The sequence below is a fragment of the Pseudomonas sp. FW305-20 genome, from assembly GCF_058788075.1.
Map to the genome: position 1 here is coordinate 1 of NZ_JBYTAJ010000007.1, position 22,194 is coordinate 22,194.

A 22,194-nucleotide genomic window follows, 5' to 3' on the forward strand; every position below is an offset into this window, starting at 1 on the left:
CTGAAAGGGCAAAGCGAATATCAACCAAAAGCCAGTTGAGGGCTTTCCCTCAACCATAGAATCTCCCACAGGGGATTGGGGGGTTAGTTAGATCGAGTTGGCGAGTTTTCCGGTTGAGAGGCGGCGTTTGTAGGCGGTGTCGCGGTTGGCTAGCCAGTAGTAGAGCGGGGAGGTGATCAGCAGGCCGACCAGCCAGGACAAGTCAGCGCCGTTGATGTGTTCGGAGATGGGGCCGACGTACAGCGGCGTGTTCATGAACGGGATCTGCACCACGATGCCAATCGCGTAGGCCAACAGTGCCTGCGGGTTGTACCGGCCATAGATCCCGCCGTCGACTTTGAAGATCGAACCGATGTCGTACTGACCTTTGTGAATCGCGTAGAAGTCGATCAGGTTGATCGCGGTCCACGGCACCAGCACGACGAGCAGCACCAGCACCATGTCGACGAAGTGTCCGATGAAGTTGGCGGAGGCGCCGACGGCGGCGAAGCAGCACGCGGCGAGGACGATGACCGAGAGAACTGCGCGGCTTTTGGCGGTGGGGATCCAGCGGTAGGCGAAGGTTTGCACCAGGGTGATCAGCGACAGCACGGCGCCGTAGAGATTGAGGGCGTTGTGGCTGATGACGCTGAGCAGGAACAGCACGAGCATCAGTGGGCCGATGGAGCCGGTGGCGAGTTTGACGGCGTCCATGGTGTCCATGCCGACGGGTGTGGCGAGGACGGCGACGGCGCCGAAGATGAACGAGAGGCTGGAGCCGAGGACGGTGCCCAGGTAAGTGGTCCAGAACGTTGCGGCCACGGGAACGTTGGCCGGCAGGTAGCGCGAGTAGTCGGAGACGTAGGGCGCGAAGGCGATTTGCCAGAGCGCAGCGAGCGAAACGGTGGCGAGCCAACCGGAGATGTTGAAGCTGCCGCGGGTGAGGAAGTCGGTGGTCTGCACGTGGGTGAAGATGTAGCCGAAGCCCAGCACGATTCCGGCGCCGAGCACCCAGGTGCCGATGCGGTTGAGCACGTGAATGAAGCGGTAGCCGATGATGCCGATGATGCCGGAACCGAGGGCGCCGATGACGATGCCCACCGGCACTGGCACGCTGTCGACCACGCCGTGCAGGGATTTACCGGCGAGGACGATGTTGGAGGCGAAAAAGCCGATGTACATGATGCCGGCGATCAGCACCACCAGCAGCGCGCCGAGGGAGCCGAACTGGGCGCGGCTCTGGATCATTTGCGGGATGCCCATTTGCGGGCCTTGCGCCGAGTGCAGCGCCATCAGCACGCCGCCGACCAGGTGGCCGACGAGGATGGCGACGATGCCCCACACCAGGTTCAGGTGGAACATTTGTACGCCGAGGGCGCCGGTAACGATGGGCAGTGGGGCGATGTTGCCGCCGAACCAGAGGGTGAACAGGTCGCGGGTTTTGCCGTGGCGATCTTCGGGTGGCACGTAGCCGATGGTGTGTTTTTCGATGAGCGGGGCGGAGGTTGTTGCTGCGGTAACCATGACGGACTCCAAGGCAATTTGAGTACGTGGACGTACTTCGGTGAGCGCTGCACGGGGGCGACGCTTTTCTTGTTGGAGTTGATGATGTGCGGTGGGGAGTGAGAGATAAATTAGTAAGTTTGTGGGTATAGACGCTAAAAAATGTATGTCGGGTGGTCGCCGAAAACCTGTGGGGTACAGGGGATTGGATCGTCGAAACACCGCGCAACGTGTATCAGCTGGCGAAGCCTGCGTTCGGCTGCGAAGCAGTCGTAAACCCTGCGCACGCGGTTTTCCTGATGCACCGAGTCGTCAGATTTTGCGACTGCTTCGCAGCCGAACGCAGGCTTCGCCAGCTGCTACAGGAACCTGTTGCGGACGCGTTTTTGTGGGGGCGAGTTAGCTGATTGATTGCAGCATTCGATGGAGCATGGTGTCGCAGGCGGTGAGTTGTTCGAGGCTGACGAATTCGTCGGGTTTGTGGCCTTGGTCCATGCTGCCGGGGCCGCACACTACTGTGGGAATGCCTGCGGCGTCGAACAGGCCGCCCTCGGTTCCGAAGGCTACGGTGCCGAACTCTCGGGAGCCGCAGAAAGTCGCAATCAACTCAGCCGCTTCACTCTGCGCACCGGTCGCCAACCCGGGATACGCGGACAACTCGCTAAATCGAATTTCACTCTGCTCACTCACCGCCCGCATGCGCGGCAAGACCTGTTGCTCGGCATAAACCTTCAGCTCCTGCGCAACGTGGCTTGGATCATGCGAGGGCAGGGCGCGGATTTCGAAGTCAAAGCGGCAATCGGCGGGGACGATGTTCAGGGCCTTGCCGCCGCAAATCACGCCGGTTTGCACGGTGCTGAAGGGCGGATCGAAACGGGCGTCGTGATGCTCGGGGGCTTTGAGCCGACTGCCGATCCGCCCCAGTTCACCGATCAGTTCGGCGGCGTATTCAATCGCATTGACCCCAAGCGGTGCGTACGCCGAATGGCACGCTTGACCGTGAATGTCGCAGCGCATCGCCAGTTTGCCTTTATGGCCCAGCACCGGTTTGAGCTCGGTCGGTTCGCCAATGATGCAGAGCATCGGTTTGACCGGACGCTTTTCCAATTCCGACAGCAACGAACGCACACCCAGGCAGCCGACTTCTTCATCATAGGAAAGCGCGATGTGCACCGGCAGCCGCAGCGTGGCGTTCACCAGCGACGGGACCAGAGCGAGTACGCAGGCGATGTAGCCTTTCATGTCCGCGGTGCCGCGACCGTATAGTTTGCCGTCGCGCTCGGTGAGTTCGAACGGCGCAACGGTCCACGGCTGGCCGTCGACGGGCACCACGTCGGTGTGCCCCGACAGCACGATGCCCGGCCGATCCGCCGGGCCAATGGTCGCGAACAGGTTGGCCTTGCTGCGCTCGTCGTTGTAGAGCAGTTCGCAAGGCACGTCGAAGCGTTCGAGGTAGTCGCGCACGAACTCGATGAGTTGCAGGTTTGATTCGCGGCTGGTGGTGTCAAACGCCACCAATGTTTTCAGCAAATCGCGGCTGTTGCTCATCGGTCGTCTCCGGCAACGCCGTAGCCGGGGGATTTGTCGGGGGCGAGGGCGCGGTCGATGTAGTCCTGAACCTGTGGGCGATAGGCGTCCCAGAGTTTCTCAAGTTGGCCGATCGGGTCGTGATCCGCCCAGTCCACCCGCAGGTTGATGATCGGCCAGGTCAGCTCGCCGACCACCACCACCGCCGCCGAATGCACCGGCCCGGCTTCGCCACCCGCGGCGATGGCCGCTTTCATGGCCGCGAGCAGGCGGTCGGTCAGTTGGCCTTCGCCATGTTCGAAGGCCTCGACCATGGCCTCGATCACTGCGCGGTCCGCCAGCATGTTGCCGGCAGCGACGCATTGATCACCGGACACGGCGTTGTGGTTGCCCAGGGTTTGCGAACCGCTGAAATGCGCGGTGCGGCCGAGATGGTCAATCGCCGTGATCTGGCGATATTGGCTGTAGCCATTGCGGGTCAGGACTTTGTCCAGTGCCTCGGCCGGTGCAAGGCCCTGTTCCATCAGGGCGAGGACTTCCGGGCCGAGTGACGGCAAGGTGATGTTTTGTGTGGAGACGGCGCCGACACCCGGCAGCAGCCAGGGGCAACGGGCGCCGACGGCGATGCTCGAGGAACTGATCGCAATGCCGAACTGACCGGTTTCGGGGCAACGTGCTGCGATGGAGAAGGTCATGGGTTTGTTCCTTGTATTGCCTTGGCGAAGTGGGTGTCTGGGCGGACGCCTTCGCGGGCAAGCCCGCTCCCACAGGGATCTTCAGTGGCCACAGATTTGTGTACGACGACTAACCTGTGGGAGCTGGCTTGCCTGCGATGGCCGCGACTCGGTCTACTCAGGAATCACCGCAATCACATCAATCTCCATCAACCACTGTGGCTGCCCCAGTGCGGACACCACCAACCCGGTCGAGATCGGAAACACGCCCTTAAGCCACTTGCCCACTTCCTGATAAACCGGCTCGCGATACCGCGGATCGATCAGGTAAGTGGTGGTTTTAACGATATGGCTAAGGTCGCTACCAGCCTCTTCCAGCAACTGTTTGACGTTGCGCATGGCTTGCTCGGTTTGCGCTCGCGGGTCACCGAGGCCCACCAGGTTGCCTTCGAAATCAGTCCCGACCTGACCGCGAACATACACAGTGTTGCCGGCCCGGACGGCCTGGCACAGGTCATTGTCCAGGCTCTGGTTCGGGTAGGTTTCCTTGGTGTTGAACATGCGAATACGGGTATGGGTTGGCGTGGACATTTGAAGCTCCTAAAGAAAAATGGCTCAAGCGCTGACGGTTGCTTTTTGGGCGGCCGGGACGGTTTCAGCCTCGCGTTGCGCGGCGTCGTGGTAGTCGAGGTAGGAACGCTGGATGGCGATGTGATCCGCCACGTACTTGGCGTCGTGCCAAACGCCCCAGATGAACGAAGACCCGCGGCGGGACTGCCACGGCAGGCCGAGGAAATACACGCCCGGCTCGCTCGAGACGCCGCGCTGATGCGCTGGCTTGCCGTTGTCGTCGAAGGCATCAACCTTGAGCCAGCTGTAATCCGTGGCAAAACCGGTGGCCCAGATGATCGAGGTCACGCCGGCCTGGGCCAGGTCGAGTGCAAGAATCGGGTTGGTCACGCATTCCGGATCGGAAAAGGTCATGCGCGCTTCAGGTTCTTCCGGCAAGTCCAGGCCGTTGCGCTCGATGTAGGCGTCAGCCGCGTTGAGCAGCGCCAGATAGTTCTCATCGCCGCGCGCCAGGTTCTCGGCAAGGTTCGGTTGAAAAGTCGCTACGCCACCGTTGAAGGATTGGGTCAAACCCACCAGCGTCATGCCGCGATGGGCCAGCCCACGGAAGTCCACCGTGCGGCCGCCGTGTGCGCCGCTGACCGCGATGGTCACGTGTTCCCGGCCGGGTTTCATGGCGGCCTGATCCCATTCGCCCAGCACACCCAGCCACCAGCAGAAATCACGGTTGCGATAGGCGCGAGGAGGGCGGTCGTGGGCACCGACCGAGAGGTACACCTTCTTGCCGGCACGCTGCAGTTCATCGGCGATTTGCACGCCCGACGAACCGGCGCCGACGACCAGCACTGCACCCTCGGGCAGTTGCGCCGGGTTGCGGTATTCGGCCGAGTGGATTTGGGTGAATGGCTGATCTTTCGGCGCAATCGGCGGGATGACCGGACGCTGGAAAGGCCCGGTGGCAGCCACCACGCGGTTGGCCTCGATCACGCCTTCAGAGGTTTCTATGGTGAAGCCCGGGCGACCGACATTGCGCTCAACCTTCAGCACGTCCACGCCGGTGCGGATCGGGGCGTTGAATTTTTTGGCGTAGGCTTCGAAATAGTCGGCGACCCGTTCTTTCGGGGCGAAGTCGTCGGGGCTGAGGTCGTCGAAATCGAGACCGGGAAAACGGTCGTGCCAGGCCGGACCATTCGCCACCAGCGAGTCCCAGCGTCCGGTGCGCCAGCGTTCGGCGATACGGTTGCGCTCCAGCACCAGGTGCGGCACGCCGAGTTTGCTCAAGTGTTCACTCATGGCCACGCCAGCCTGACCGGCGCCAACAATCAGCGTATCTGTTTTTATTTTTTCAGTGGTCATCTCAATACCCTTCGAAGTTGGATTTAGGTCGGTAACGGCCTGCCATTTCTTGGGGTCAAGACTAGGGATCACCCTGGTATCGGTAAAATATTATTAAGCTGGCATTTGAGTATAAATAACTGATGCAGAACGGCATCGAGTCCGGACACGGGGAATGGCGCTCAGAGAAATCTCCTTGAAAACAAGGTGCAAGCGCAAAAGATCAGTCGTTGTGGATAGGTCGCGTTGTGATAGATCAAGTCTGAACTAAGCTGTTCGATGTGCTTGCCGATGGCGGGTCTTGACCGCCCCGGCACGGCTGAAAACCAGGATCACGCTGACACGGCCGCCGTGGCGAGGATGAGCGCATGCAAAGCACTGGAGAGCAAAAGCGGGCCCGTGTTCTTGATCCGGTTGACCGTGTCACGGAGGTCATTTTCGGCCTGCTCATGGCAATGACGTTCACTGGGACGATCAGCGTGGCCACATCTGGTCAGGAGGAGGAACGGACGATGATGATCGCCGCGCTGGGTTGCAACCTCGCCTGGGGGTTGGCAGACGCGGTGATGTATTTGCTGCGAACCCTGATCGAGCGCACGCGTAACCGTACGCTTCGCACCAATCTGCGTGATGCGACGGATGCCGCCGCCGGGCAAGCGCTCATTGCCGAGGCGTTACCCCCGCGTCTTGCCGCAGCGGCCGGCCCTGATGAGCTGGAATCGTTGCGCCGCCGCCTGGTCGAGTATTCATCCATGCCAGTACAACCGAACCTCGGTTGGGATGATTTCAAGGGCGCTTTCGGCGTTTTCCTGTTGGTGGTGTTCTCGACATTTCCGCTAGTCGTGCCGTTTCTGTTGCTCGACCAGACAGCGCTCGCTGTGCGCATGTCTAACCTGGTCGGACTTGTGGTGCTGTTCATCGCCGGCTGGATGCTCTCGACGTATGCCGGCGCAAAACCGTGGCAAGGCGGACTCGCGATGGCCGTCACCGGCGCTGTACTGATTACTGCGATCATCGCCCTCGGCGGATGAGCAGATGGCAAACCCTAGGCTGTTTATTGGTGAGGTCTCGAACATGGCAAAAGACAAGAAAAAAGCCCCCAAGAGTAAAGCTGCTGAAACCGCGAAACTTAAAAGCAAGGATTATCTTGAGCAACTGCGTGGCCTGCATGTCGAGTTGGTCAAGTTACAGGAGTGGGTAAAAGCCAAGGGCGTCAAGATCTGCATCGTCTTCGAGGGGCGCGATGGCGCTGGCAAGGGCGGAACGATCAAGGCGATCACCGAACGCGTCAGCCCGCGTGTCTTTCGGGTGGTGGCGCTGACGGCGCCGAGTGATCGAGAAAAAAGCCAGATGTACGTCCAGCGTTACCTGCCATACCTTCCCGCGGCCGGCGAAGTGGTGATCTTCGATCGCAGTTGGTACAACCGGGCGGGCGTCGAGCGGGTGATGGGGTTCTGCACCAAAGAGCAGGTGGCCAGTTTCCTGAAGACAACGCCTTTGGTGGAGCGGGCAATCGTCGACTCGGGGGTGATCCTGCTCAAATACTGGCTGGAAGTCAGCGAAGATGAGCAGACCCGCCGGCTTCAGGAGCGCATCAAGGATGGGCGCAAAATCTGGAAGTTGACCCCCATGGATCTCAAGTCATACAGCCGCTGGTATGACTATTCGCGCGCGCGTGACGACATGTTCCAGGCAACCGACACCAATCATGCCCCGTGGCTGGTGGCTAACTCCAACGACAAACGGCGAGCGCGTCTTAACATCATCTCCGATTTGCTCAGCCGCATCCCGTACAAGGAAGTCCCACGCGAGGAGGTGGTGTTGCCCAAGCGGCAGAAACCAGCTGGCTATAAAGAGCCGGATTATCCGCACCGGCGAGTACCCGAAAAATTCTGACGGGCACGTTCAAGCGGATCTGCGCGGTACACCTATAGGCCATAGCTTTATGAGCGATTCGGATGCTTCGTCTCCCGTCCCGGAACCGGGCCGGATTGCACACCGCAATACCAGCGTGCAATCCGGCTGGAGCCGCTGGCTTCCCGGGCTTCGCACGTTGCGCGAGTACCAGATTGCCTGGTTGCGTCACGACATCATGGCCGGGCTGGTGCTCACCACGATGTTGGTGCCCGTCGGCATCGCCTATGCCGTGGCTTCGGGCGTACCCGGCATCTATGGCCTCTATGCGACCATCGTTCCGCTACTCGCTTATGCATTGTTCGGGCCTAGCCGGATTCTGGTGCTGGGTCCGGATTCTTCACTGGCCGCGGTAATCCTGGCTGTCGTCCTGCCCCTGTCGGGCGGTGATCCGCATCGCGCCGTCGCACTTGCAAGCATGATGGCGATCGTTTCAGGCGTCGTCTGTATCCTGGCGGGCATCATGCGTTTGGGCTTCATTACCGAGTTGCTTTCCAAGCCGATCCGCTACGGGTACATGAACGGCATCGCGCTGACCGTATTGATCAGCCAACTGCCCAAGTTTTTCGGTTTTTCGATTGAGTCCGATGGCCCGCTGAGAAACATATGGGCAATCTTCAACGCGGTGATTGAAGGAAAGACCAACTGGGCTGCGTTCACGATCGGCGCCGCTACCTTGATCGTGATCCTGCTGCTCAAGGGCTTCAAGCGCGTACCGGGCATCCTGATCGCCGTGGCGGGCGCGACCATCGCCGTCGGTGTGCTGGACCTTGCCGAGCGTGCGGGTGTGTCGGTCCTCGGTGTTCTGCCACAAGGGTTACCGGCGTTCGCCATCCCCTGGATTACCCGCGCCGATATTGTCCCCGTGCTCATCGGCGGGTGCGCCGTTGCCTTGGTGTCGTTCGCCGACACCAGCGTGCTCTCGCGTGTCTATGCGGCACGGACCCGCACCTATGTCGATCCGAACCAGGAAATGGCGGGGCTCGGTTTTGCCAATCTGGCGGCTGGGTTTTTCCAGGGCTTTGCGATCAGCAGCAGTTCCTCACGGACCCCCGTGGCCGAAGCCGCTGGCGCCAAAACCCAGTTGACCGGGGTGGTCGGCGCGTTGGCCGTTGCCCTGCTGTTGATGGTGGCCCCCAACCTGTTGCAGAACTTGCCCACCAGCGCACTGGCAGCGGTCGTGATCGCGTCGGCCATCGGCCTGATTGAAATCGCTGACCTGCGACGTATTTATCGCATCCAGCGCTGGGAATTCTGGCTCTCGATCGTTTGCACCGTCGGAGTGGCCGTGTTTGGTGCGATCGAGGGCATCGGGCTGGCCATCGTGATCGCTGTGATCGAATTTCTGTGGGATGGCTGGCGGCCGTATTCCGCGGTACTGGGGCGAGTCGATGGCGTCAAGGGCTACCACGACATCCAGCGCTATCCCGACGCGCACCTTATCCCCGGCCTGGTGCTGTTTCGCTGGGATGCGCCGTTGTTCTTCGCCAATGCCGAACTGTTCAATGACCGAGTGCTTGATGCGGTGGCAGCATCGCCTACGCCCGTGCGCTGGTTGGTGGTGGCGGCAGAACCCGTCACCAGTGTGGACGTGACCTCTGCCGACATGCTGGCTGAACTGGACGACACCTTGCACGCGGCGGGCATCAAGTTGTGCGTGGCCGAGATGAAAGACCCGGTCAAGGACAAGCTGAAGCGATTCGGGCTGTTCGCGCGGCTTGGCGAAACGGCGTTCTTTCCAACCATCGGCAATGCCGTCGACAGCTACCTGATGATCCATCCAGCGGAGGGCGCGCGCTGAGTCGCATCGGCGCCGAGTCGTTTGGGGTTTCCTGCCTTCAAGGTGCGCGAAGAGACAATCCGTACCAGAATGAGCGAACCCATTCCTCTTCTGGAGAACCAGGATGATCAGCAAAAACACGATTTGTCTGTGGTACGACGGCACCGCGCTGGAGGCTGCGACGTTCTACGCCAAAACCTTCTCGGACAGCGAGGTGGGCACTATTCTTCGCGCGCCTGGCGACTATCCGGCAGGCAAGCAGGGCGATGTCCTGACGGTTGAGTTCACGGTGATGGGCATTCCTTGTCTCGGGCTGAACGGGGGCTCGGGGGTCAAGCACAACGAGGCTTTTTCATTCCAGGTGGCGACCGACGACCAAGCCGAAACGGACCGCTTGTGGAACGCGATTGTCGAAAACGGCGGCCAGGAAAACGTATGCGGCTGGTGCCAGGACAAGTGGGGATTGTCATGGCAGATCACCCCACGGGTTCTGAGCGCCGCGATAGCCAATCCTGATCAAGCCGCGGCCAAACGCGCGTTCGACGCCATGATGGAGATGGGAAAGATCGACATCGCTGCGATTGAAGCGGCTGTTAAGGGTTAACCGACCCTGCTTGGGGGGCTACTGGGTTTTCCAGTGCCCTCCACCCGACTCGCAATCAATTTTTGCCTGACCCAAGTGCTCAGCGCCGTAGTAATACGTAGTGACCTTGGCATTGTTCGGAATAATCAGCGATGTGCTGCTCTTGTCCTTGCTGGTGGAGTGAGGATTGGCCAGCGATTCTTGCGTCAACGTGGCGACGCAAGTGGCCTGAGAATGATCGGCGCACTGTTCGACTTTTTTCTTGGTGCTGGTCAGCATTTCTTTGCTCTCGTTGCTGCATGACCAATCGATCGCGTTCACCGGCATGTTTTCGTACTCATAACAGCTATGCGTTTCGACCACCGGCACCGAAGGGCTTTGAGAGCGGGTCAGCACATCACAGCCTTCAGCCATGACCAGGGTCGGGCTCAGGCTGGCAAGCAGAAGCAGCAGCAGTCTACTGTTCATCGCGATTTCCTCTCCAATGGCGCCTTGTTTGAACAAAATCAGCGCTGATACGGTTTTGAAAACGCGATGAAGCGCGGGGTTCCATTGGTTTCGGATCCGCTGTGGGAGGGGGCGCAAAAAGCGCAGGCCCGATGGTATGCTCGCCGCGCCACGCGCTGGCAATCCAGGGAACACTCTTTAAGGAAGGGATGGCGGATGATCGATTTCAACAACAAAGGCTTTTTCAAACTCAAGCAAAACAACGAGTACGCGGAGCGAGTCACCGCGCTGCTGCTGGACGGTGAACAGGTCATTGATGCCTACAAATCCATGCGCGATGGGGTGGTGTTTACCAACAAGCGAATCATTGCGGTGAACGTGCAAGGCGTCACCGGCAGCAAAAAAGACTTCACTTCGTTGCCCTACAAAAACATCGTCGCTTATTCCGTGGAAACCTCGGGCACCTTCGACCTGGATTCCGAGCTGGAAATCTACTTCTCGGCGCTGGGCAGAGTGAAGTTTGAATTCACCGGCAGGACGTCGATGGTCGAGATTTCAAAACTTATCTCACAGCATCTGTTGGGCTGAGCCCCGATTTTCACGGTTATTACGGCGAGCTCCAATGCGAATGCCGATTACCCAGGGAGAGCGACATGAGCCAGACACTGGAACGCGCCATTGCCATCGCCGCCTCCGCGCACGAAGGCCAGGTCGACAAGGGCGGCACCCTTTACATTCTGCATCCGCTGAAAGTCATGTTGCGGGTCAACACGCTGGAAGAACGCATCGTCGCGGTGCTGCATGACGTGGTCGAAGACTGCGGCCTCAGCCTTGATGACCTGCGCAAGGAAGGCTTCAGCGAAGCCGTTCTGACCGCCATCGAGTCCGTCACTAAAGTGCCGGGCGAGTCCTATGAAACCTTCGTCGAACGCGCGGCGCAGAACCCGATAGGTCGGGTGGTGAAACTGGCGGACCTGGAAGAGAACAGCGACTTGTCGCGGATCGCGCAGCCGTCGTGGGAAGACCTGGAACGCGTTGAAAAATATCGGCGGGCGATTGGCGTGTTGCGCTCGTAACAAGCCAAACAAATAGATCAATAACACCCCGCACTGGTAGCAGCTGGCGAAGCCTGCGTTCGGCTGCTACATAGTGCGAGTTGCATTACTGCGCAATATCATCAGTGCGCGGGGAAAGAGCCCCGAAGCCATGTCGATGCGCGTAGACCGTTTGACCGTCTCTGGATCGCCCTCTCCCCGGCAGGAGAGGGCGAGCGCCAGCCTCAGGTGTGATGAATGTCCCGATCCTTGGTTTCCGGCAGGAAGAACGTGCCAAGAATGGCCGTCATTACGGCGATGACAATCGGGTACCACAGCCCGTAGTAGATATCACCGGTGGCCGCGACCATGGCGAACGCCACCGTCGGCAGAAATCCGCCGAACCATCCGTTGCCGATGTGGTAGGGCAGCGACATCGAGGTGTAGCGGATACGCGCCGGGAACAGTTCCACCAGCCAGGCGGCGATCGGGCCGTAGACCATGGTCACGTAGATTACGAGGATGGTCAGGAGCAGCAGCACCATCGGGTAATTGGTCTTGGCCGGGTCGGCCTTCTCGGGGTAGCCGGCATCCTTGAGCGCGGTACCGAGGGTGGCGGCGAAGGCGTCGTTCTTGGCTTTGAAGTCGGCGGCCGGCATGCCGGTGCCCTCGAAGCTCTGGATCACTTTGCCGCCGATGCGGACCTGCGCGACGGTGCCCGGTTCAGCCTTCTCGTTCTGGTAGGGAATGGCCCTTTTCGCCAGCACGGTCTTGGCCAGGTCGCAGGAGCTGGTGAATTTGGCCTTGCCCACCGGGTCGAACTGGAACGAGCACTGGCCGGGATCGGCGACCACCGTGACCGGGTTCTTTTCCTGTGCGACGAACACGTCGGGGTTACCGTATTGGGTCAACGCATTGAAGATCGGGAAGTAGGTCACTGCCGCCAGGATGCAGCCGGCCATGATGATCCCCTTGCGGCCGATGCGGTCGGACAGGCTGCCGAATATGACGAAAAACGGCGTACCGATCAGCAAAGAGCCGGCAATCAGCAGGTTGGCGGTCTGCGCTTCGATCTTCAGCGTTTGCAGCAGGAAGAACAGCGCGTAGAACTGCCCGGTGTACCAGACGACGGCCTGGCCGGCAGTGCCGCCGAGCAGGGCCATGATCACGATCTTGAGGTTTTCCCAGCGGGCGAAGGATTCGGTCAGCGGCGCCTTGGACGACTTGCCTTCTTCCTTCATTTTCAAGAATACCGGTGACTCGCTGAGTTGCAGGCGGATGTACACCGAAATGATCAGCAGCAGGATCGACAGCAGGAAGGGAATCCGCCAGCCCCAGGCCTCGAACGCTTCGGTGCCGAGAATGGTTCGGCAGGCGAGGATCACCAGCAGGGAGAGGAACAGGCCGAGGGTCGCGGTGGTCTGGATCCACGAGGTGAAGTAGCCGCGTTTGCCTTTCGGCGCATGCTCGGCCACGTAGGTCGCCGCGCCGCCGTATTCACCGCCCAAGGCCAGGCCTTGCAGCAGGCGCAGGGTGATCAGGATGATCGGTGCCGCCACGCCGATGGTCGCGTAGCCCGGCAAAAAGCCCACGACGGCGGTGGAAATACCCATGATCACGATGGTGATGAGAAAGGTATGTTTGCGTCCGATCATGTCCCCCAGTCGGCCGAACACGATGGCGCCGAATGGGCGTACCGCGAAGCCCGCGGCGAACGCGAGCAGCGCGAAGATGAAAGAAGTTGTCTCATTGACGCCGGCGAAGAAGTGCTTGGCAATGATCGCCGCGAGAGACCCATAAAGGTAGAAGTCGTACCACTCGAACACGGTGCCCAGGGACGAGGCAAAAATGACCTTGCGCTCCTCCTTGGTGATCCCGTGGTGGGGCGTGCTGCCCGTGGAAGTGTTGTCGATTGCGGCCATGAGTCTTCTCCGTCGTTTTTGTTATAGGCCGGAGTACCTCGTTACCTTATTGCCGCACCCAGGCCCCGGGGCTGAAGTCGTCGGATTACGGATTGCGCGAAGCATGCACACAGGCTGACGGCCTCGCATCGCTGCAAGGTTTACTGAAGCATAATCGGCTTCTCGCAGATATCCACTCGCCATCAAGTTCACCCCAAGGCCGATTCCCCCTGTGAGCCGCATCGCGATCCGGCGCGGCAATTGTTTTCAGAATGAGATCTCTGCAAACCAGCCCTGTAGGAGCAAAGCTTGCTGCGATGCTGTTGGCGTTCCCGAGGGCCCCATCGCGGGCAGCCATGCTCCTACAAATGATGTGCGCGTTACTTAATGTGGGAGCGTCTTGATCACGTACCCATAGGCTCGAATGCGATCGCCTTCCTGTTTCAGGTACACGCCTTGCAACTCCGGTGTGAAGCCAGGAAGTGAGTTGATGCCTTCTTCCAGCGCCAGGAAGTACTTGAGCACCGCGCCGCCCCATATTTCCCCGGGCACCACGCAGAGCACGCCGGGTGGATAGGGAAGGGCACCTTCGGCAGCGATGCGACCCTGCGCGTCAGCCAGCGCCACCAGTTCGACGTTGCCACGGATGAATTCGAACTGCGCTGCTTGCGGGTTCATCGCCTTTTTCGGGAAGTGTTCCTTGCGGAACATTGCCTTCTGCAAATGCTGCACGTCGTGGGTGCGGTAGAGGTCGTGCATCTCCTGGCAGAGTTGACGAATGGTGTAGTTGCGATAGCGCTCCTCGTGCTGCGCATAGATGGCCGGCAATACCCGGCTCATCGGCGCGTCATCACTGATGAAACGTTCAAAGCGCGCAATCTGCGAGGCGAGATGCGTCATCTTTGCCCAGTCTTCGGCCGGGGTGAGCAGGAACAGAATCGAGTTCAGGTCGCACTTTTCCGGAACGATGCCATTCTCGCGCAAGAAGTTGGCGAGAATGCCGGCATGGATGCCGAAGTCGGTGTAACTGCCATCGACCGGGTCGATGCCGGGCGTGGTGAACAGCAACTTGCAGGGGTCGATGAAGTATTGCTTGTCGGCGTAACCGCTGAAGGCGTGCCAGCGATCCTTCGGATGGAACTCGAAAAACCGGATGTCGTTGGCGATGTCTTCGGTGGGATGGTCCTGCCAGGGGCGACCGTCAATGGTGTCCGGCACGAAGGGGCGAACCAGGGTGCACGCTTCCAGGATCAACTTGCGCGCGTCGATGCCGAACTTCACACAGTCCTCCCACAGGCGCAGGCCGCTACGGCCGGAATGGATGCGCGCGTTCACATCCAGCGAGGCGAACAGCGGGTAAAACGGACTGGTGGAAGCCTGGGCCATGAAGGCGTTATTCAGCTGCGCATGGCTGCAATAACGGGCCTGGCCCTTGATGTGCCGATCTTTCTTGTGGATCTGCGAGGCCTGGGAAAACCCCGCCTGCTGTTTGTGCACCGATTGCGTGACAAAGATGCCGGGATCGTTTTCATGCAGGTCCAGCAGCAGCGGCGAGCAGTCCTTCATCATCGGGATGAACTGTTCGTAGCCCACCCACGCCGAGTCGAACAGGATGTAGTCGCACAGTTTGCCGATGCGATCGACGACTTGCCGGGCGTTGTAGACGGTGCCGTCATAAGTGCCCAGCTGAATGATCGCCAGGCGAAACGGCCGTGGCAGTCGGGCCTTGTCCGGTGCGACTTCGCTGATGAGTTCGCGCAGGTAACCTTCTTCGAAACAATGGGCGTCAATCCCGCCGATGAACCCATAAGGATTGCGTGCGGTTTCCAGGTAAACCGGGGTCGCCCCGGCCTGGATCAACGCACCCTGGTGATTGGATTTGTGGTTGTTGCGGTCGAACAGAACCAGATCGCCAGGCGTGAGCAGCGCGTTGGTGACCACCTTGTTGGAGGCCGAGGTGCCGTTGAGCACGAAGTAGGTCTTGTCGGCGTTGAACACTTTCGCGGCGTGTTTTTGCGCCAGCAGCGCCGGGCCTTCGTGGATCAGCAAATCGCCGAGTTTGACGTCGGCGTTGCACATGTCGGCGCGAAACAGGGTTTCGCCGAAGAAGTCGAAGAACTGCCGGCCAGCCGGGTGTTTGCGGAAAAACTGACCGCCCTGGTGACCCGGGCAGGCGAAGGTCGCGTTGGCTGACTCGGTGTAGTGCTTGAGGGCGTCGAAGAACGGCGGCAGCAGACTGTCTTCATAGGCTTTTGCCGCGGTCTCCAATTGGTTGCCATGGTATTCGGCGTTGTTGCGCGAGGGGTCAAAAATGCCATTCACCTGAAGCAGTACATCTTGCAGGTGCTGGTAGACGTCCCGGGCGCGGTTGCCGGAACCGGGGGAGGCAACGAGGAAAATGGGGATGTCGAAACCGGTTCGCTGCAAGGTGTCCAGGGCGCCCGCCATCACATCCTCGACAGAGAACACCGCAACCGCGATATCGGTGTAGTCGGTTTGATTGAGCGGAATGACTTCTCGGGAGGTCTGGAAACACTCGAACGAGGAATCACTGGCGGCAATTTTCAGGGCTGCTTTCATGCGGGGGAAATCTCCTGGCGGACAGTCACTTGTCGGCTTTTTTCAAGAGATCAATTTAGCGAGGCAGCCTTCAATGGTCCCTGATCCACATCATGTGGACACTGGTTTAGACCCTGTTGGGAAGGATTACGGCTTTTCTACTGGCTTTTGCCAAGGACTGCCGACAGGCGCTCGACCACTTCTGCCTCGGCAACCCCTTGGTTTCCGCTGATCAGGCGTGGCCCAACGCAATCGCGAACGAGACCACGATCATGCAGGCGAAGACAAAATTTAGATTCATGAAGTTTTCATCCAAAACACATGTGATGGCGCCATCTTGAATAGGTCACAAAGAAATAAAAAATTCGGCTTTATGATTTGTATCATCGAAACAATTGATGTCCGGTTGGTTTGTGTTTATCCCGCGAGTTGGCTAGTCTCGCACAAACACGCAATTACACGCAAAAGCGGGCAAAAACATGCACGATTCACACTCGGCGGCCGAACTCCCTCATGTGCGCCGGCAAAAAATCCTGTTGATTCTCGAACGTGACGGCAAGGTCATGGCGGCCGAGCTGAGCCAGCATTTCGCGGTGTCCGAAGACACCATTCGCCGGGATCTGGCGGAACTGGCGACCGCCGGGCTGGTGCAGCGGGTGCATGGCGGGGCGTTGCCGCGGCCCAAGGACACCGGCAAGGATTATTTCACCCGCGTCAGTGAAACCGACGAGGTGAAAACTCACCTGGCACAACTCGCCGCACGCCAGGTACACAACGGCCAGATTGTGATTTTCGATTCGGGTAGCACGACGCTGCAGATCGCCCGATCACTACCGTCGGACATTGCCATTACGGCTATTACCGCCTCGCCGATGATCGCGATCACCTTGGCCGAATACAAAGGCATTACGGTGATTCTGGCCGGCGGACAACTCAACCCCGCGACCATGTCGGCCAGCGGGCATGAAACCCTGCGGCTGATCGAGGGCATCAAGGCTGATCTGCTGTTCACGGGCGTCTGTGCGATTCACCCGGACGTCGGCATCAGCTCCCTGCATTTCGATGAGGTGCCGGTCAAACAGGCGATGCTCGCCAGCGCCTCCCATGTCGTTGCTGTCACCACCGCCGACAAACTGGGGGCGGTGGAGCCGTTCGTGGTCGCGCCATGCCAGCGCATTCATACCCTGATCACCGAACGCCACGTGGCGTCGGGTAATGTCGAGGACTATCGGAAACTCGGGATTGAGGTGGTGCAGGTGGAGGCGTGAGTTCAGCCGCCCGTCATGTTCATGAAGCGAACCACCTGGACATCGTCGTTCACTTCGAAATTGTGTCGATAGGGCTTGAGTTTCATCGCCTCGATGATGGCCTTTTCCAGGCGCTCGGGATGTCCGGGATGGCTGCGCAACACGGCCTTGAGGTCGACGGCGTGTTCATTGCCCAGACACAGCAGCAGACGGCCTTCCACCGTCAACCGAACCCGATTGCAGGTGCCACAAAAGTTGTGGCTGTGGGGGGAAATGAACCCCAGGCGAATCTGCGGTGCCTCGGCCAGGCGCCAGTAGCGCGACGGGCCTTGGGTCGACTCGGCGGACTCGATCAACGTGTAGCGCTCGGCGATCCTCTCACGGACCTGGCTGCTTGCGTAAAACGACTCGGCGCGGCTGTGTTCATGAATGGTGCCCAGCGGCATTTCTTCGATGAAAGAAATGTCGAGATGTCGGTCGATGGCAAAGCTCACCAGATCGTTGATCTCATGGTCGTTACGGCCCTTCATCACCACGCAATTGAGTTTGGTGTGGCGAAATCCCGCGGCGTTGGCCGCGTCGATGCCGCTGATGACCTGCGCCAGATCGCCGGTGCGCGTCAGCTCACGAAAGCGTTGCGGGTCCAGGCTGTCGAGGCTGATGTTGAGCCGTTTGACCCCGGCCTCGAACAAGGGCGTTGCGAGCTTGCCCAGCTGCGAACCGTTGGTGGTCATGCACAGTTCACGCAGGCCGGGCAGGGCGGCGATCTTTTCGCACAGTTGCACCACGCCTGGACGGATCAGCGGTTCGCCGCCCGTGAGGCGGATCTTGCGGGTGCCCAACGCCACGAAGCTTTCGGCCAGTTGATAGATTTCTTCCAGGGTCAGTACCCGTTGCCGGGGCAGAAACTGCATGTCTTCGGCCATGCAATACACGCAACGGAAATCGCAGCGGTCGGTGACAGACATCCGCAGATAGTCCACTCGCCTGGAGAACCCATCGATCAAGACTCGCTCTGACATGAACCCTTCGCCTGCATCCGTGAAATGAGTATTCCGCTAGCCCCGGAATTGTTGTGCGCAGACTAAGAGCAACTTTAGAGGGGCGTCCAATCACTATTAATGACCGGCTGATCGACAGGGTCGATGAAGGATTAGATTGCAAAAAAAAACCGGAGCCCCATGACAGGGCTCCGGTTTTTTTCTATCGGCCTTCCGAACTTATTGCGCCCCGAACATCGCCGTCCAGTAAATCCCCGGATCACTCTTCGGATCAACCGCATAGGCCGCGCCCAACTCCCGGTACTGTGGGTTCATCAGGTTGGCGCAGTGACCGGCGCTGGACACCCAGCCATCGACCACCTTGCGCACGGTGTCCTGGCCGGCAGCGATGTTCTCGCCGACCTGCCCGCCGCTGTAACCGGCCAATTCAGCCCGGTCACCCGGCATGCGGCCATCGCGGTCCTTGTGATCGAAGTAATTGTTGTTGGCCATTGACCGGGCATGTTCCTCGGCCGCCGTCGCCAGCGTGGCGTTCCAGGCCAGTGGCGTGGCGGCGGCAAAGGATTGCGTGCCGCACTGGCGCGCCTGGCTGCGTACGATGTTGAGCTCGGCCAGTAGCTTTTGGCCTTCCGCCTGCCAGTCGCCCAGGCGAGCGCTCAACAGTGGGCGCGCCAGCACGATGCGCCACTCGCGGTCCTGATGGCTGACGCCGACATCGACGAATTGCGGGTCCAGCACGATCTGGCAAAAACTCTCCTGAATGGCTTTCATCGCCGATGGCGCATCACGCGGCCCGGACAGGCTGATTGCCTGTACATTCTTCATCGGATAACCCGCGCTGGCCATTGCCTGCTGCAGATTGCCGACGCTGTTGGCGTTCAGCGCCAGCCGTGGGTCGCCGGCCAGCGGTGGCAGTTCCTGCGAGACCTGACCTGCGCAGCGCTGCACCTGGCTGCGGTAGAGGTTGATCGAATCAATCAGTTGTTTCTCGTCGACCGCCAACGCATTCACGGCAAACAACATCCCCAGTGACAACGTGGCAAGACGCATAGCAGATGATTTGAAACGCATGGATATCCCCTTGGGCTGACTGCGCCCATGATGCGCGATTTCCGCCCCGCGAGCGCAATGACTTTCACGCCCGAAGACAGTTTTTTTGTTCGTCTGTTGGAATCGATTCTGGCAACTACAATCAAGCAAAGTCGCCAGTTCGGCGTGCTTGCGGTTCCATCCGAAGGGTCGATCATGCGAGTTGTCTGGATAGCCACCTGCTTGGCAATAACCCTTTTCACCGGCCAGGCCATCGCGTCTGAGCAGCAGCAAAAAAAGGAAATGGCTGAGGACAAGGCCGAAGTTCTTGAGCATAAAGCGGCAGAGAAGGGCAGCGATGTACCAGTGCCCAAGTCCCAAGCCATTACCACCTCCGAAGTTCAGGCAGTCGATCCCGCCGGTGCGTCGCCGCTGGACGATGCAATCACCTGTATGGCCCGCTCCATCTATTGGGAAGCCAAAGGAAAATCGACCACCGACATGGAAGCCGTGGCCAGTGTCGTCATGAACCGCCTGGGCCATGAGGGCTTTCCGGACACGGTATGCGCCGTGGTCAAGCAGGGTTCTGAAACCAGAAATTGTCAGTTTTCGTGGTGGTGCGATGGACGCTCGGATCAGGTCGAGGAAGAGTCCCAATACACGATTGCCAAGGAAATCGCGCGCAAGGCGCTAAACAAGCAACTGAACGACCGAACCCACGGCGCAATGTATTTTCATGACAGGAATGTGAAACCCGCTTGGGCCAGGAAATACATCAAGACCACCGAGACCTCGATGTTTCTTTTTTATAAACCGCGTGCCGGGGCGGCGAAATAGGGATGTTCGCCTGAGCGAGGTCTTCGCCATTCTTAGGCGTATATTGATAGTGTCGATCCCGATAGTTGAGGCGATGGTAAATCGTCGGTGGTGTGACAGGCGAGAGCGCTGGGGGAGCTAGATATCCCGGAACGTTTGGAGGTGTTACATGAGCCAGTATCAACGACTCTTTCTGATAGCCGGTCCAGGCATGCGTCACACTCCGGCATTGGAGCGAGCTGTCGCCATAGCCCAAGCCACAGGCGCAGCGCTGCACATCACGGTGTTTATCGAGGACTCCCACCTGTTGGGTTTGAAGAGCGCGGGTGCACGTTTTCGTGAGGCCTGTCAGCAAGAAAACGAAAAATGGTTGCAGGATGAGGCCGATCTAATACGCGCGCGCGGGGTCGTGGTGAGTACCGAAGTGCTTGTTACGCGGACTGCGCTGCAAGAAATACTTCGACATGTGGCAGAAATGCAGCCGGATCTGGTGATCAAGGACGTGCAACACGAATCAGCACTCAAGCGCGTTTTCATTACGCCTCTGGATTGGCACCTGTTGCGCGAATGTCCGGTGGCGGTGCATTTGGTCAGTGAAATCAGGTGCCCACTTCCGCGGGTGGTCGTGGCGGCAGTCGATCCCTCACAACCTGAGACTCAGATTACGGGCATCAACGAGCGCATCATCCAGGCAGCGAACGGATTGTCCATGCAATGCTGCGCGGAACTGCATTTGCTGCATGCCTACGATCTGTCGCTGACCCATATATCCGACGCAGGCGCTGGTGCCGTGACGATGCCAGGTTTCAGCAATGAAGTGCGCAAGTCACTGCAAAAGTCATTTAGCGCATTGGCCGACCACTACGGCGTGCCCACTGAGCGCCAACACTTCGTTGAAGGGCCACCTGGCAAAGCCCTGGCTGACTTTGCAGCCCATCACCGGGCCGATGTGATCGTCATGGGAAATGCGCATCGCAAGGGACTGGGCAAATGGGTGGGCAGTACGACAGAGCATGTTCTGTACCAGGTGCCCTGCAACATTTTCGCCGTTAGCGGGTCTGCGAATCAGTGAATGTATTGGCGACGCTGTGCACCTCCTCATTGGTATTTGATGGCAATGCCTTTGAGCTTGCGACCCTGAATCGTATCGATGTTGCGGCTCCACAGAGGACCCGTCACGTAAGCCGCGACGGGTTGGATCTGGTCGTAAACCACCACCACCGCGTTTGCACCCAGCTTGGCGCCTTCTTCACGTAGCTTCTGTTCAACCTGGGTGATGGGAGGTGCGGGTTCGACGCTGGCATCGATGAGGATTTCACCCAGCCGTATGTGGGGGCGCGTCGGTTCGGTGCGTAATATCTGCACGTCGCTGGGCAGGGTCGGCGCGGGATGCTCGACCCCGACGTAGGCGGTTGTCTGCGCATCCACTGTGGCGCAGGCGTTTAACGCAAGTGCGCTGACAATGAGCGCTGCGATGAATAAAGGCCTGTGCAAATTCGAGAGTCGAAGCAATGCATGAGTAGCCATGTCAGCCATTCCTTTACCGGGAGTGATTAAACTGCCAACGCCTGTTGGTCGGCGGATCAGGGTTCAACGGCGGATGAATGCCCAGAGATCGGCGTTCAACTTGTCAATCGCGGCCTTGAAATCCTGCGCGGTGATTTTCTGGCTCTCGTTTGACAGCTGCTTGCCGAACACCTTGCGTACAACCCTGGCCACGATCTCGTTGTTTTTCTCGTCGACGAGCTCGGCCTCGATATACAGCTCGGTGTCCTGGTCGCGGTGACCGGTAGCTGCTTGTGTCGCCCCGACGACGGCGGCGATGGGCACCACTTCATACCATTTCATGCCTTCGTTCGAAGCGCTCACCCCGGTGATCGCCGCGCGCATGATCAAGGTTTTCGAGCCTTTTGGCGCGGCACTCGAGCGCGACACTACGCGGTACTTCTGCCCCAGCGTTGCCCTGACCTTGCTGCTCATGTAGTTGCGGATGTCATCGAGTGTCTGCTGGTTGACTCGCTCATTGGGCTTGGGCGCCGGATACAGTTCCAGACGCTCGAACGCAATCGTGTTGTACGCATCGGGGTTCCACGACGGGCTCACCCAACGCATCGTCGTGCCGCCACTGGGAGTGGCTACTTCCTGCAGATTGTCGTAGTTGGACAGGTAGCCGGAGTACTGTTCCTTCTCGGTGACTTTGGAAGTGCAACCGCCGAGCAGAAGCCCGGCCACGGTGGCACCGATGAGCAAATTTCGGGACAGATTCATGATGCTGTGTGCTCCTCGGATGAAGTC

The 22,194-nt window shown here is 59.4% G+C and carries 21 protein-coding genes; 9 read left to right on the plus strand and 12 right to left on the minus strand.

All coding sequences use genetic code 11. From position 1 onward, the window contains the following. Positions 1–87 precede the first annotated feature (87 nt). From AC3WP4_RS07985 to AC3WP4_RS08005, 5 genes are all read right to left on the minus strand, one after another. On the minus strand, positions 88–1,503 hold the full coding sequence (locus tag AC3WP4_RS07985) for a purine-cytosine permease family protein (RefSeq protein ID WP_102616417.1): 1,416 nt from the start codon (positions 1,501–1,503) through the stop codon (positions 88–90). Between the two features lie 378 nt (positions 1,504–1,881). After that, positions 1,882–3,030, minus strand: coding sequence for an acetylornithine deacetylase (gene argE / locus AC3WP4_RS07990; protein ID WP_102616418.1), 1,149 nt, complete (start codon positions 3,028–3,030; stop codon positions 1,882–1,884). After that, the gene (locus AC3WP4_RS07995) at positions 3,027–3,704 is read right to left on the minus strand and encodes a DUF1028 domain-containing protein (protein WP_074875863.1); all 678 of its coding nucleotides are present in this window, start codon (positions 3,702–3,704) and stop codon (positions 3,027–3,029) included. The genes argE and AC3WP4_RS07995 overlap by 4 nt, the downstream gene beginning before the upstream one ends. 153 nt (positions 3,705–3,857) lie before the next feature. Next, the gene (locus AC3WP4_RS08000; RefSeq protein WP_008027166.1) at positions 3,858–4,274 is read right to left on the minus strand and encodes a RidA family protein; all 417 of its coding nucleotides are present in this window, start codon (positions 4,272–4,274) and stop codon (positions 3,858–3,860) included. Positions 4,275–4,298: 24 nt separating this feature from the next. Next, on the minus strand, positions 4,299–5,609 hold the full coding sequence (locus AC3WP4_RS08005) for a flavin-containing monooxygenase (protein ID WP_102616419.1): 1,311 nt from the start codon (positions 5,607–5,609) through the stop codon (positions 4,299–4,301). 347 nt (positions 5,610–5,956) lie between these two features. Between AC3WP4_RS08005 and AC3WP4_RS08010 the strand changes: the two genes are divergently transcribed. From AC3WP4_RS08010 to AC3WP4_RS08025, 4 genes are all read left to right on the plus strand, one after another. Beyond that, a complete protein-coding gene (locus tag AC3WP4_RS08010; protein WP_074875866.1) occupies positions 5,957–6,619 on the plus strand; it encodes a VIT1/CCC1 transporter family protein in 663 nt (220 codons plus the stop codon). Between the two features lie 43 nt (positions 6,620–6,662). Continuing rightward, positions 6,663–7,484, plus strand: a complete 822-nt coding sequence (ppk2, locus tag AC3WP4_RS08015) for a polyphosphate kinase 2 (protein ID WP_074875868.1) — start codon at positions 6,663–6,665, stop codon at positions 7,482–7,484. Positions 7,485–7,533: 49 nt separating this feature from the next. Next, positions 7,534–9,303: a SulP family inorganic anion transporter gene (locus AC3WP4_RS08020; RefSeq protein WP_102616420.1), complete on the plus strand. Its 1,770-nt coding sequence runs from the start codon at positions 7,534–7,536 to the stop codon at positions 9,301–9,303. Between the two features lie 103 nt (positions 9,304–9,406). Next, positions 9,407–9,886, plus strand: coding sequence for a VOC family protein (locus AC3WP4_RS08025; protein WP_102616421.1), 480 nt, complete (start codon positions 9,407–9,409; stop codon positions 9,884–9,886). 18 nt (positions 9,887–9,904) lie between these two features. Here the strand turns inward: AC3WP4_RS08025 and AC3WP4_RS08030 are convergent, their stop codons facing one another. Beyond that, complete coding sequence (locus AC3WP4_RS08030) at positions 9,905–10,333, minus strand: hypothetical protein (protein WP_102616422.1); 429 nt, start codon at positions 10,331–10,333, stop codon at positions 9,905–9,907. A gap of 195 nt (positions 10,334–10,528) precedes the next feature. Here AC3WP4_RS08030 and AC3WP4_RS08035 point away from each other — a divergent pair, with 195 nt between their 5' ends. Together AC3WP4_RS08035 and AC3WP4_RS08040 are read left to right on the plus strand one after the other, a co-directional pair. Continuing rightward, a complete protein-coding gene (locus AC3WP4_RS08035) occupies positions 10,529–10,900 on the plus strand; it encodes a PH domain-containing protein (protein WP_102616423.1) in 372 nt (123 codons plus the stop codon). A gap of 65 nt (positions 10,901–10,965) precedes the next feature. Next, positions 10,966–11,388 carry an HD domain-containing protein gene (locus AC3WP4_RS08040; RefSeq protein ID WP_102616424.1) on the plus strand — a complete coding sequence of 141 codons (423 nt, stop codon included), beginning with the start codon at positions 10,966–10,968 and terminating at the stop codon, positions 11,386–11,388. Positions 11,389–11,591: 203 nt separating this feature from the next. Here the strand turns inward: AC3WP4_RS08040 and AC3WP4_RS08045 are convergent, their stop codons facing one another. After that, a complete protein-coding gene (locus AC3WP4_RS08045; protein WP_074875878.1) occupies positions 11,592–13,268 on the minus strand; it encodes an MFS transporter in 1,677 nt (558 codons plus the stop codon). Positions 13,269–13,631: 363 nt separating this feature from the next. Then, positions 13,632–15,827, minus strand: a complete 2,196-nt coding sequence (gene speF, locus AC3WP4_RS08050; RefSeq protein WP_102616425.1) for an ornithine decarboxylase SpeF — start codon at positions 15,825–15,827, stop codon at positions 13,632–13,634. 458 nt (positions 15,828–16,285) lie between these two features. Here speF and AC3WP4_RS08055 point away from each other — a divergent pair, with 458 nt between their 5' ends. After that, on the plus strand, positions 16,286–17,074 hold the full coding sequence (locus tag AC3WP4_RS08055) for a DeoR/GlpR family DNA-binding transcription regulator (RefSeq protein WP_102616426.1): 789 nt from the start codon (positions 16,286–16,288) through the stop codon (positions 17,072–17,074). 2 nt (positions 17,075–17,076) lie between these two features. On the opposite strand, the gene moaA is transcribed toward AC3WP4_RS08055, so the two are convergent. Then, complete coding sequence (moaA, locus tag AC3WP4_RS08060; RefSeq protein ID WP_102616427.1) at positions 17,077–18,075, minus strand: GTP 3',8-cyclase MoaA; 999 nt, start codon at positions 18,073–18,075, stop codon at positions 17,077–17,079. A 198-nt stretch (positions 18,076–18,273) separates the two neighbouring features. After that, positions 18,274–19,125, minus strand: coding sequence for a CAP domain-containing protein (locus tag AC3WP4_RS08065; protein WP_102616428.1), 852 nt, complete (start codon positions 19,123–19,125; stop codon positions 18,274–18,276). A gap of 174 nt (positions 19,126–19,299) precedes the next feature. Here AC3WP4_RS08065 and AC3WP4_RS08070 point away from each other — a divergent pair, with 174 nt between their 5' ends. Continuing rightward, entirely contained in the window at positions 19,300–19,920 is a 621-nt protein-coding gene (locus AC3WP4_RS08070) for a cell wall hydrolase (RefSeq protein WP_102616443.1), read from the plus strand. A 148-nt stretch (positions 19,921–20,068) separates the two neighbouring features. Beyond that, positions 20,069–20,971, plus strand: a complete 903-nt coding sequence (locus AC3WP4_RS08075; protein ID WP_102616429.1) for a universal stress protein — start codon at positions 20,069–20,071, stop codon at positions 20,969–20,971. Positions 20,972–20,997: 26 nt separating this feature from the next. Here the strand turns inward: AC3WP4_RS08075 and AC3WP4_RS08080 are convergent, their stop codons facing one another. Together AC3WP4_RS08080 and AC3WP4_RS08085 are read right to left on the minus strand one after the other, a co-directional pair. Beyond that, on the minus strand, positions 20,998–21,426 hold the full coding sequence (locus AC3WP4_RS08080; RefSeq protein ID WP_102616430.1) for a hypothetical protein: 429 nt from the start codon (positions 21,424–21,426) through the stop codon (positions 20,998–21,000). A gap of 63 nt (positions 21,427–21,489) precedes the next feature. Beyond that, positions 21,490–22,167: a DUF3313 domain-containing protein gene (locus tag AC3WP4_RS08085; RefSeq protein WP_102616431.1), complete on the minus strand. Its 678-nt coding sequence runs from the start codon at positions 22,165–22,167 to the stop codon at positions 21,490–21,492. Positions 22,168–22,194 lie beyond the last annotated feature (27 nt).

Coding starts and splice junctions, on each gene's coding strand:
- AC3WP4_RS07995 (WP_074875863.1), bottom strand. CDS start 3,704: ATGACCTTCTCCATCGCAGCACGTTGCCCCGAAACCGGTCAGTTCGGC.
- AC3WP4_RS08070 (WP_102616443.1), top strand. CDS start 19,300: ATGCGAGTTGTCTGGATAGCCACCTGCTTGGCAATAACCCTTTTCACC.
- AC3WP4_RS08005 (WP_102616419.1), bottom strand. CDS start 5,609: ATGACCACTGAAAAAATAAAAACAGATACGCTGATTGTTGGCGCCGGT.
- AC3WP4_RS08010 (WP_074875866.1), top strand. CDS start 5,957: ATGCAAAGCACTGGAGAGCAAAAGCGGGCCCGTGTTCTTGATCCGGTT.
- AC3WP4_RS08045 (WP_074875878.1), bottom strand. CDS start 13,268: ATGGCCGCAATCGACAACACTTCCACGGGCAGCACGCCCCACCACGGG.
- AC3WP4_RS08025 (WP_102616421.1), top strand. CDS start 9,407: ATGATCAGCAAAAACACGATTTGTCTGTGGTACGACGGCACCGCGCTG.
- AC3WP4_RS08030 (WP_102616422.1), bottom strand. CDS start 10,333: ATGAACAGTAGACTGCTGCTGCTTCTGCTTGCCAGCCTGAGCCCGACC.
- ppk2 (WP_074875868.1), top strand. CDS start 6,663: ATGGCAAAAGACAAGAAAAAAGCCCCCAAGAGTAAAGCTGCTGAAACC.
- AC3WP4_RS07985 (WP_102616417.1), bottom strand. CDS start 1,503: ATGGTTACCGCAGCAACAACCTCCGCCCCGCTCATCGAAAAACACACC.
- AC3WP4_RS08055 (WP_102616426.1), top strand. CDS start 16,286: ATGCACGATTCACACTCGGCGGCCGAACTCCCTCATGTGCGCCGGCAA.
- AC3WP4_RS08065 (WP_102616428.1), bottom strand. CDS start 19,125: ATGCGTTTCAAATCATCTGCTATGCGTCTTGCCACGTTGTCACTGGGG.
- AC3WP4_RS08075 (WP_102616429.1), top strand. CDS start 20,069: ATGAGCCAGTATCAACGACTCTTTCTGATAGCCGGTCCAGGCATGCGT.
- AC3WP4_RS08035 (WP_102616423.1), top strand. CDS start 10,529: ATGATCGATTTCAACAACAAAGGCTTTTTCAAACTCAAGCAAAACAAC.
- AC3WP4_RS08080 (WP_102616430.1), bottom strand. CDS start 21,426: ATGGCTACTCATGCATTGCTTCGACTCTCGAATTTGCACAGGCCTTTA.
- moaA (WP_102616427.1), bottom strand. CDS start 18,075: ATGTCAGAGCGAGTCTTGATCGATGGGTTCTCCAGGCGAGTGGACTAT.
- AC3WP4_RS08000 (WP_008027166.1), bottom strand. CDS start 4,274: ATGTCCACGCCAACCCATACCCGTATTCGCATGTTCAACACCAAGGAA.
- AC3WP4_RS08085 (WP_102616431.1), bottom strand. CDS start 22,167: ATGAATCTGTCCCGAAATTTGCTCATCGGTGCCACCGTGGCCGGGCTT.
- speF (WP_102616425.1), bottom strand. CDS start 15,827: ATGAAAGCAGCCCTGAAAATTGCCGCCAGTGATTCCTCGTTCGAGTGT.
- AC3WP4_RS08040 (WP_102616424.1), top strand. CDS start 10,966: ATGAGCCAGACACTGGAACGCGCCATTGCCATCGCCGCCTCCGCGCAC.
- AC3WP4_RS08020 (WP_102616420.1), top strand. CDS start 7,534: ATGAGCGATTCGGATGCTTCGTCTCCCGTCCCGGAACCGGGCCGGATT.
- argE (WP_102616418.1), bottom strand. CDS start 3,030: ATGAGCAACAGCCGCGATTTGCTGAAAACATTGGTGGCGTTTGACACC.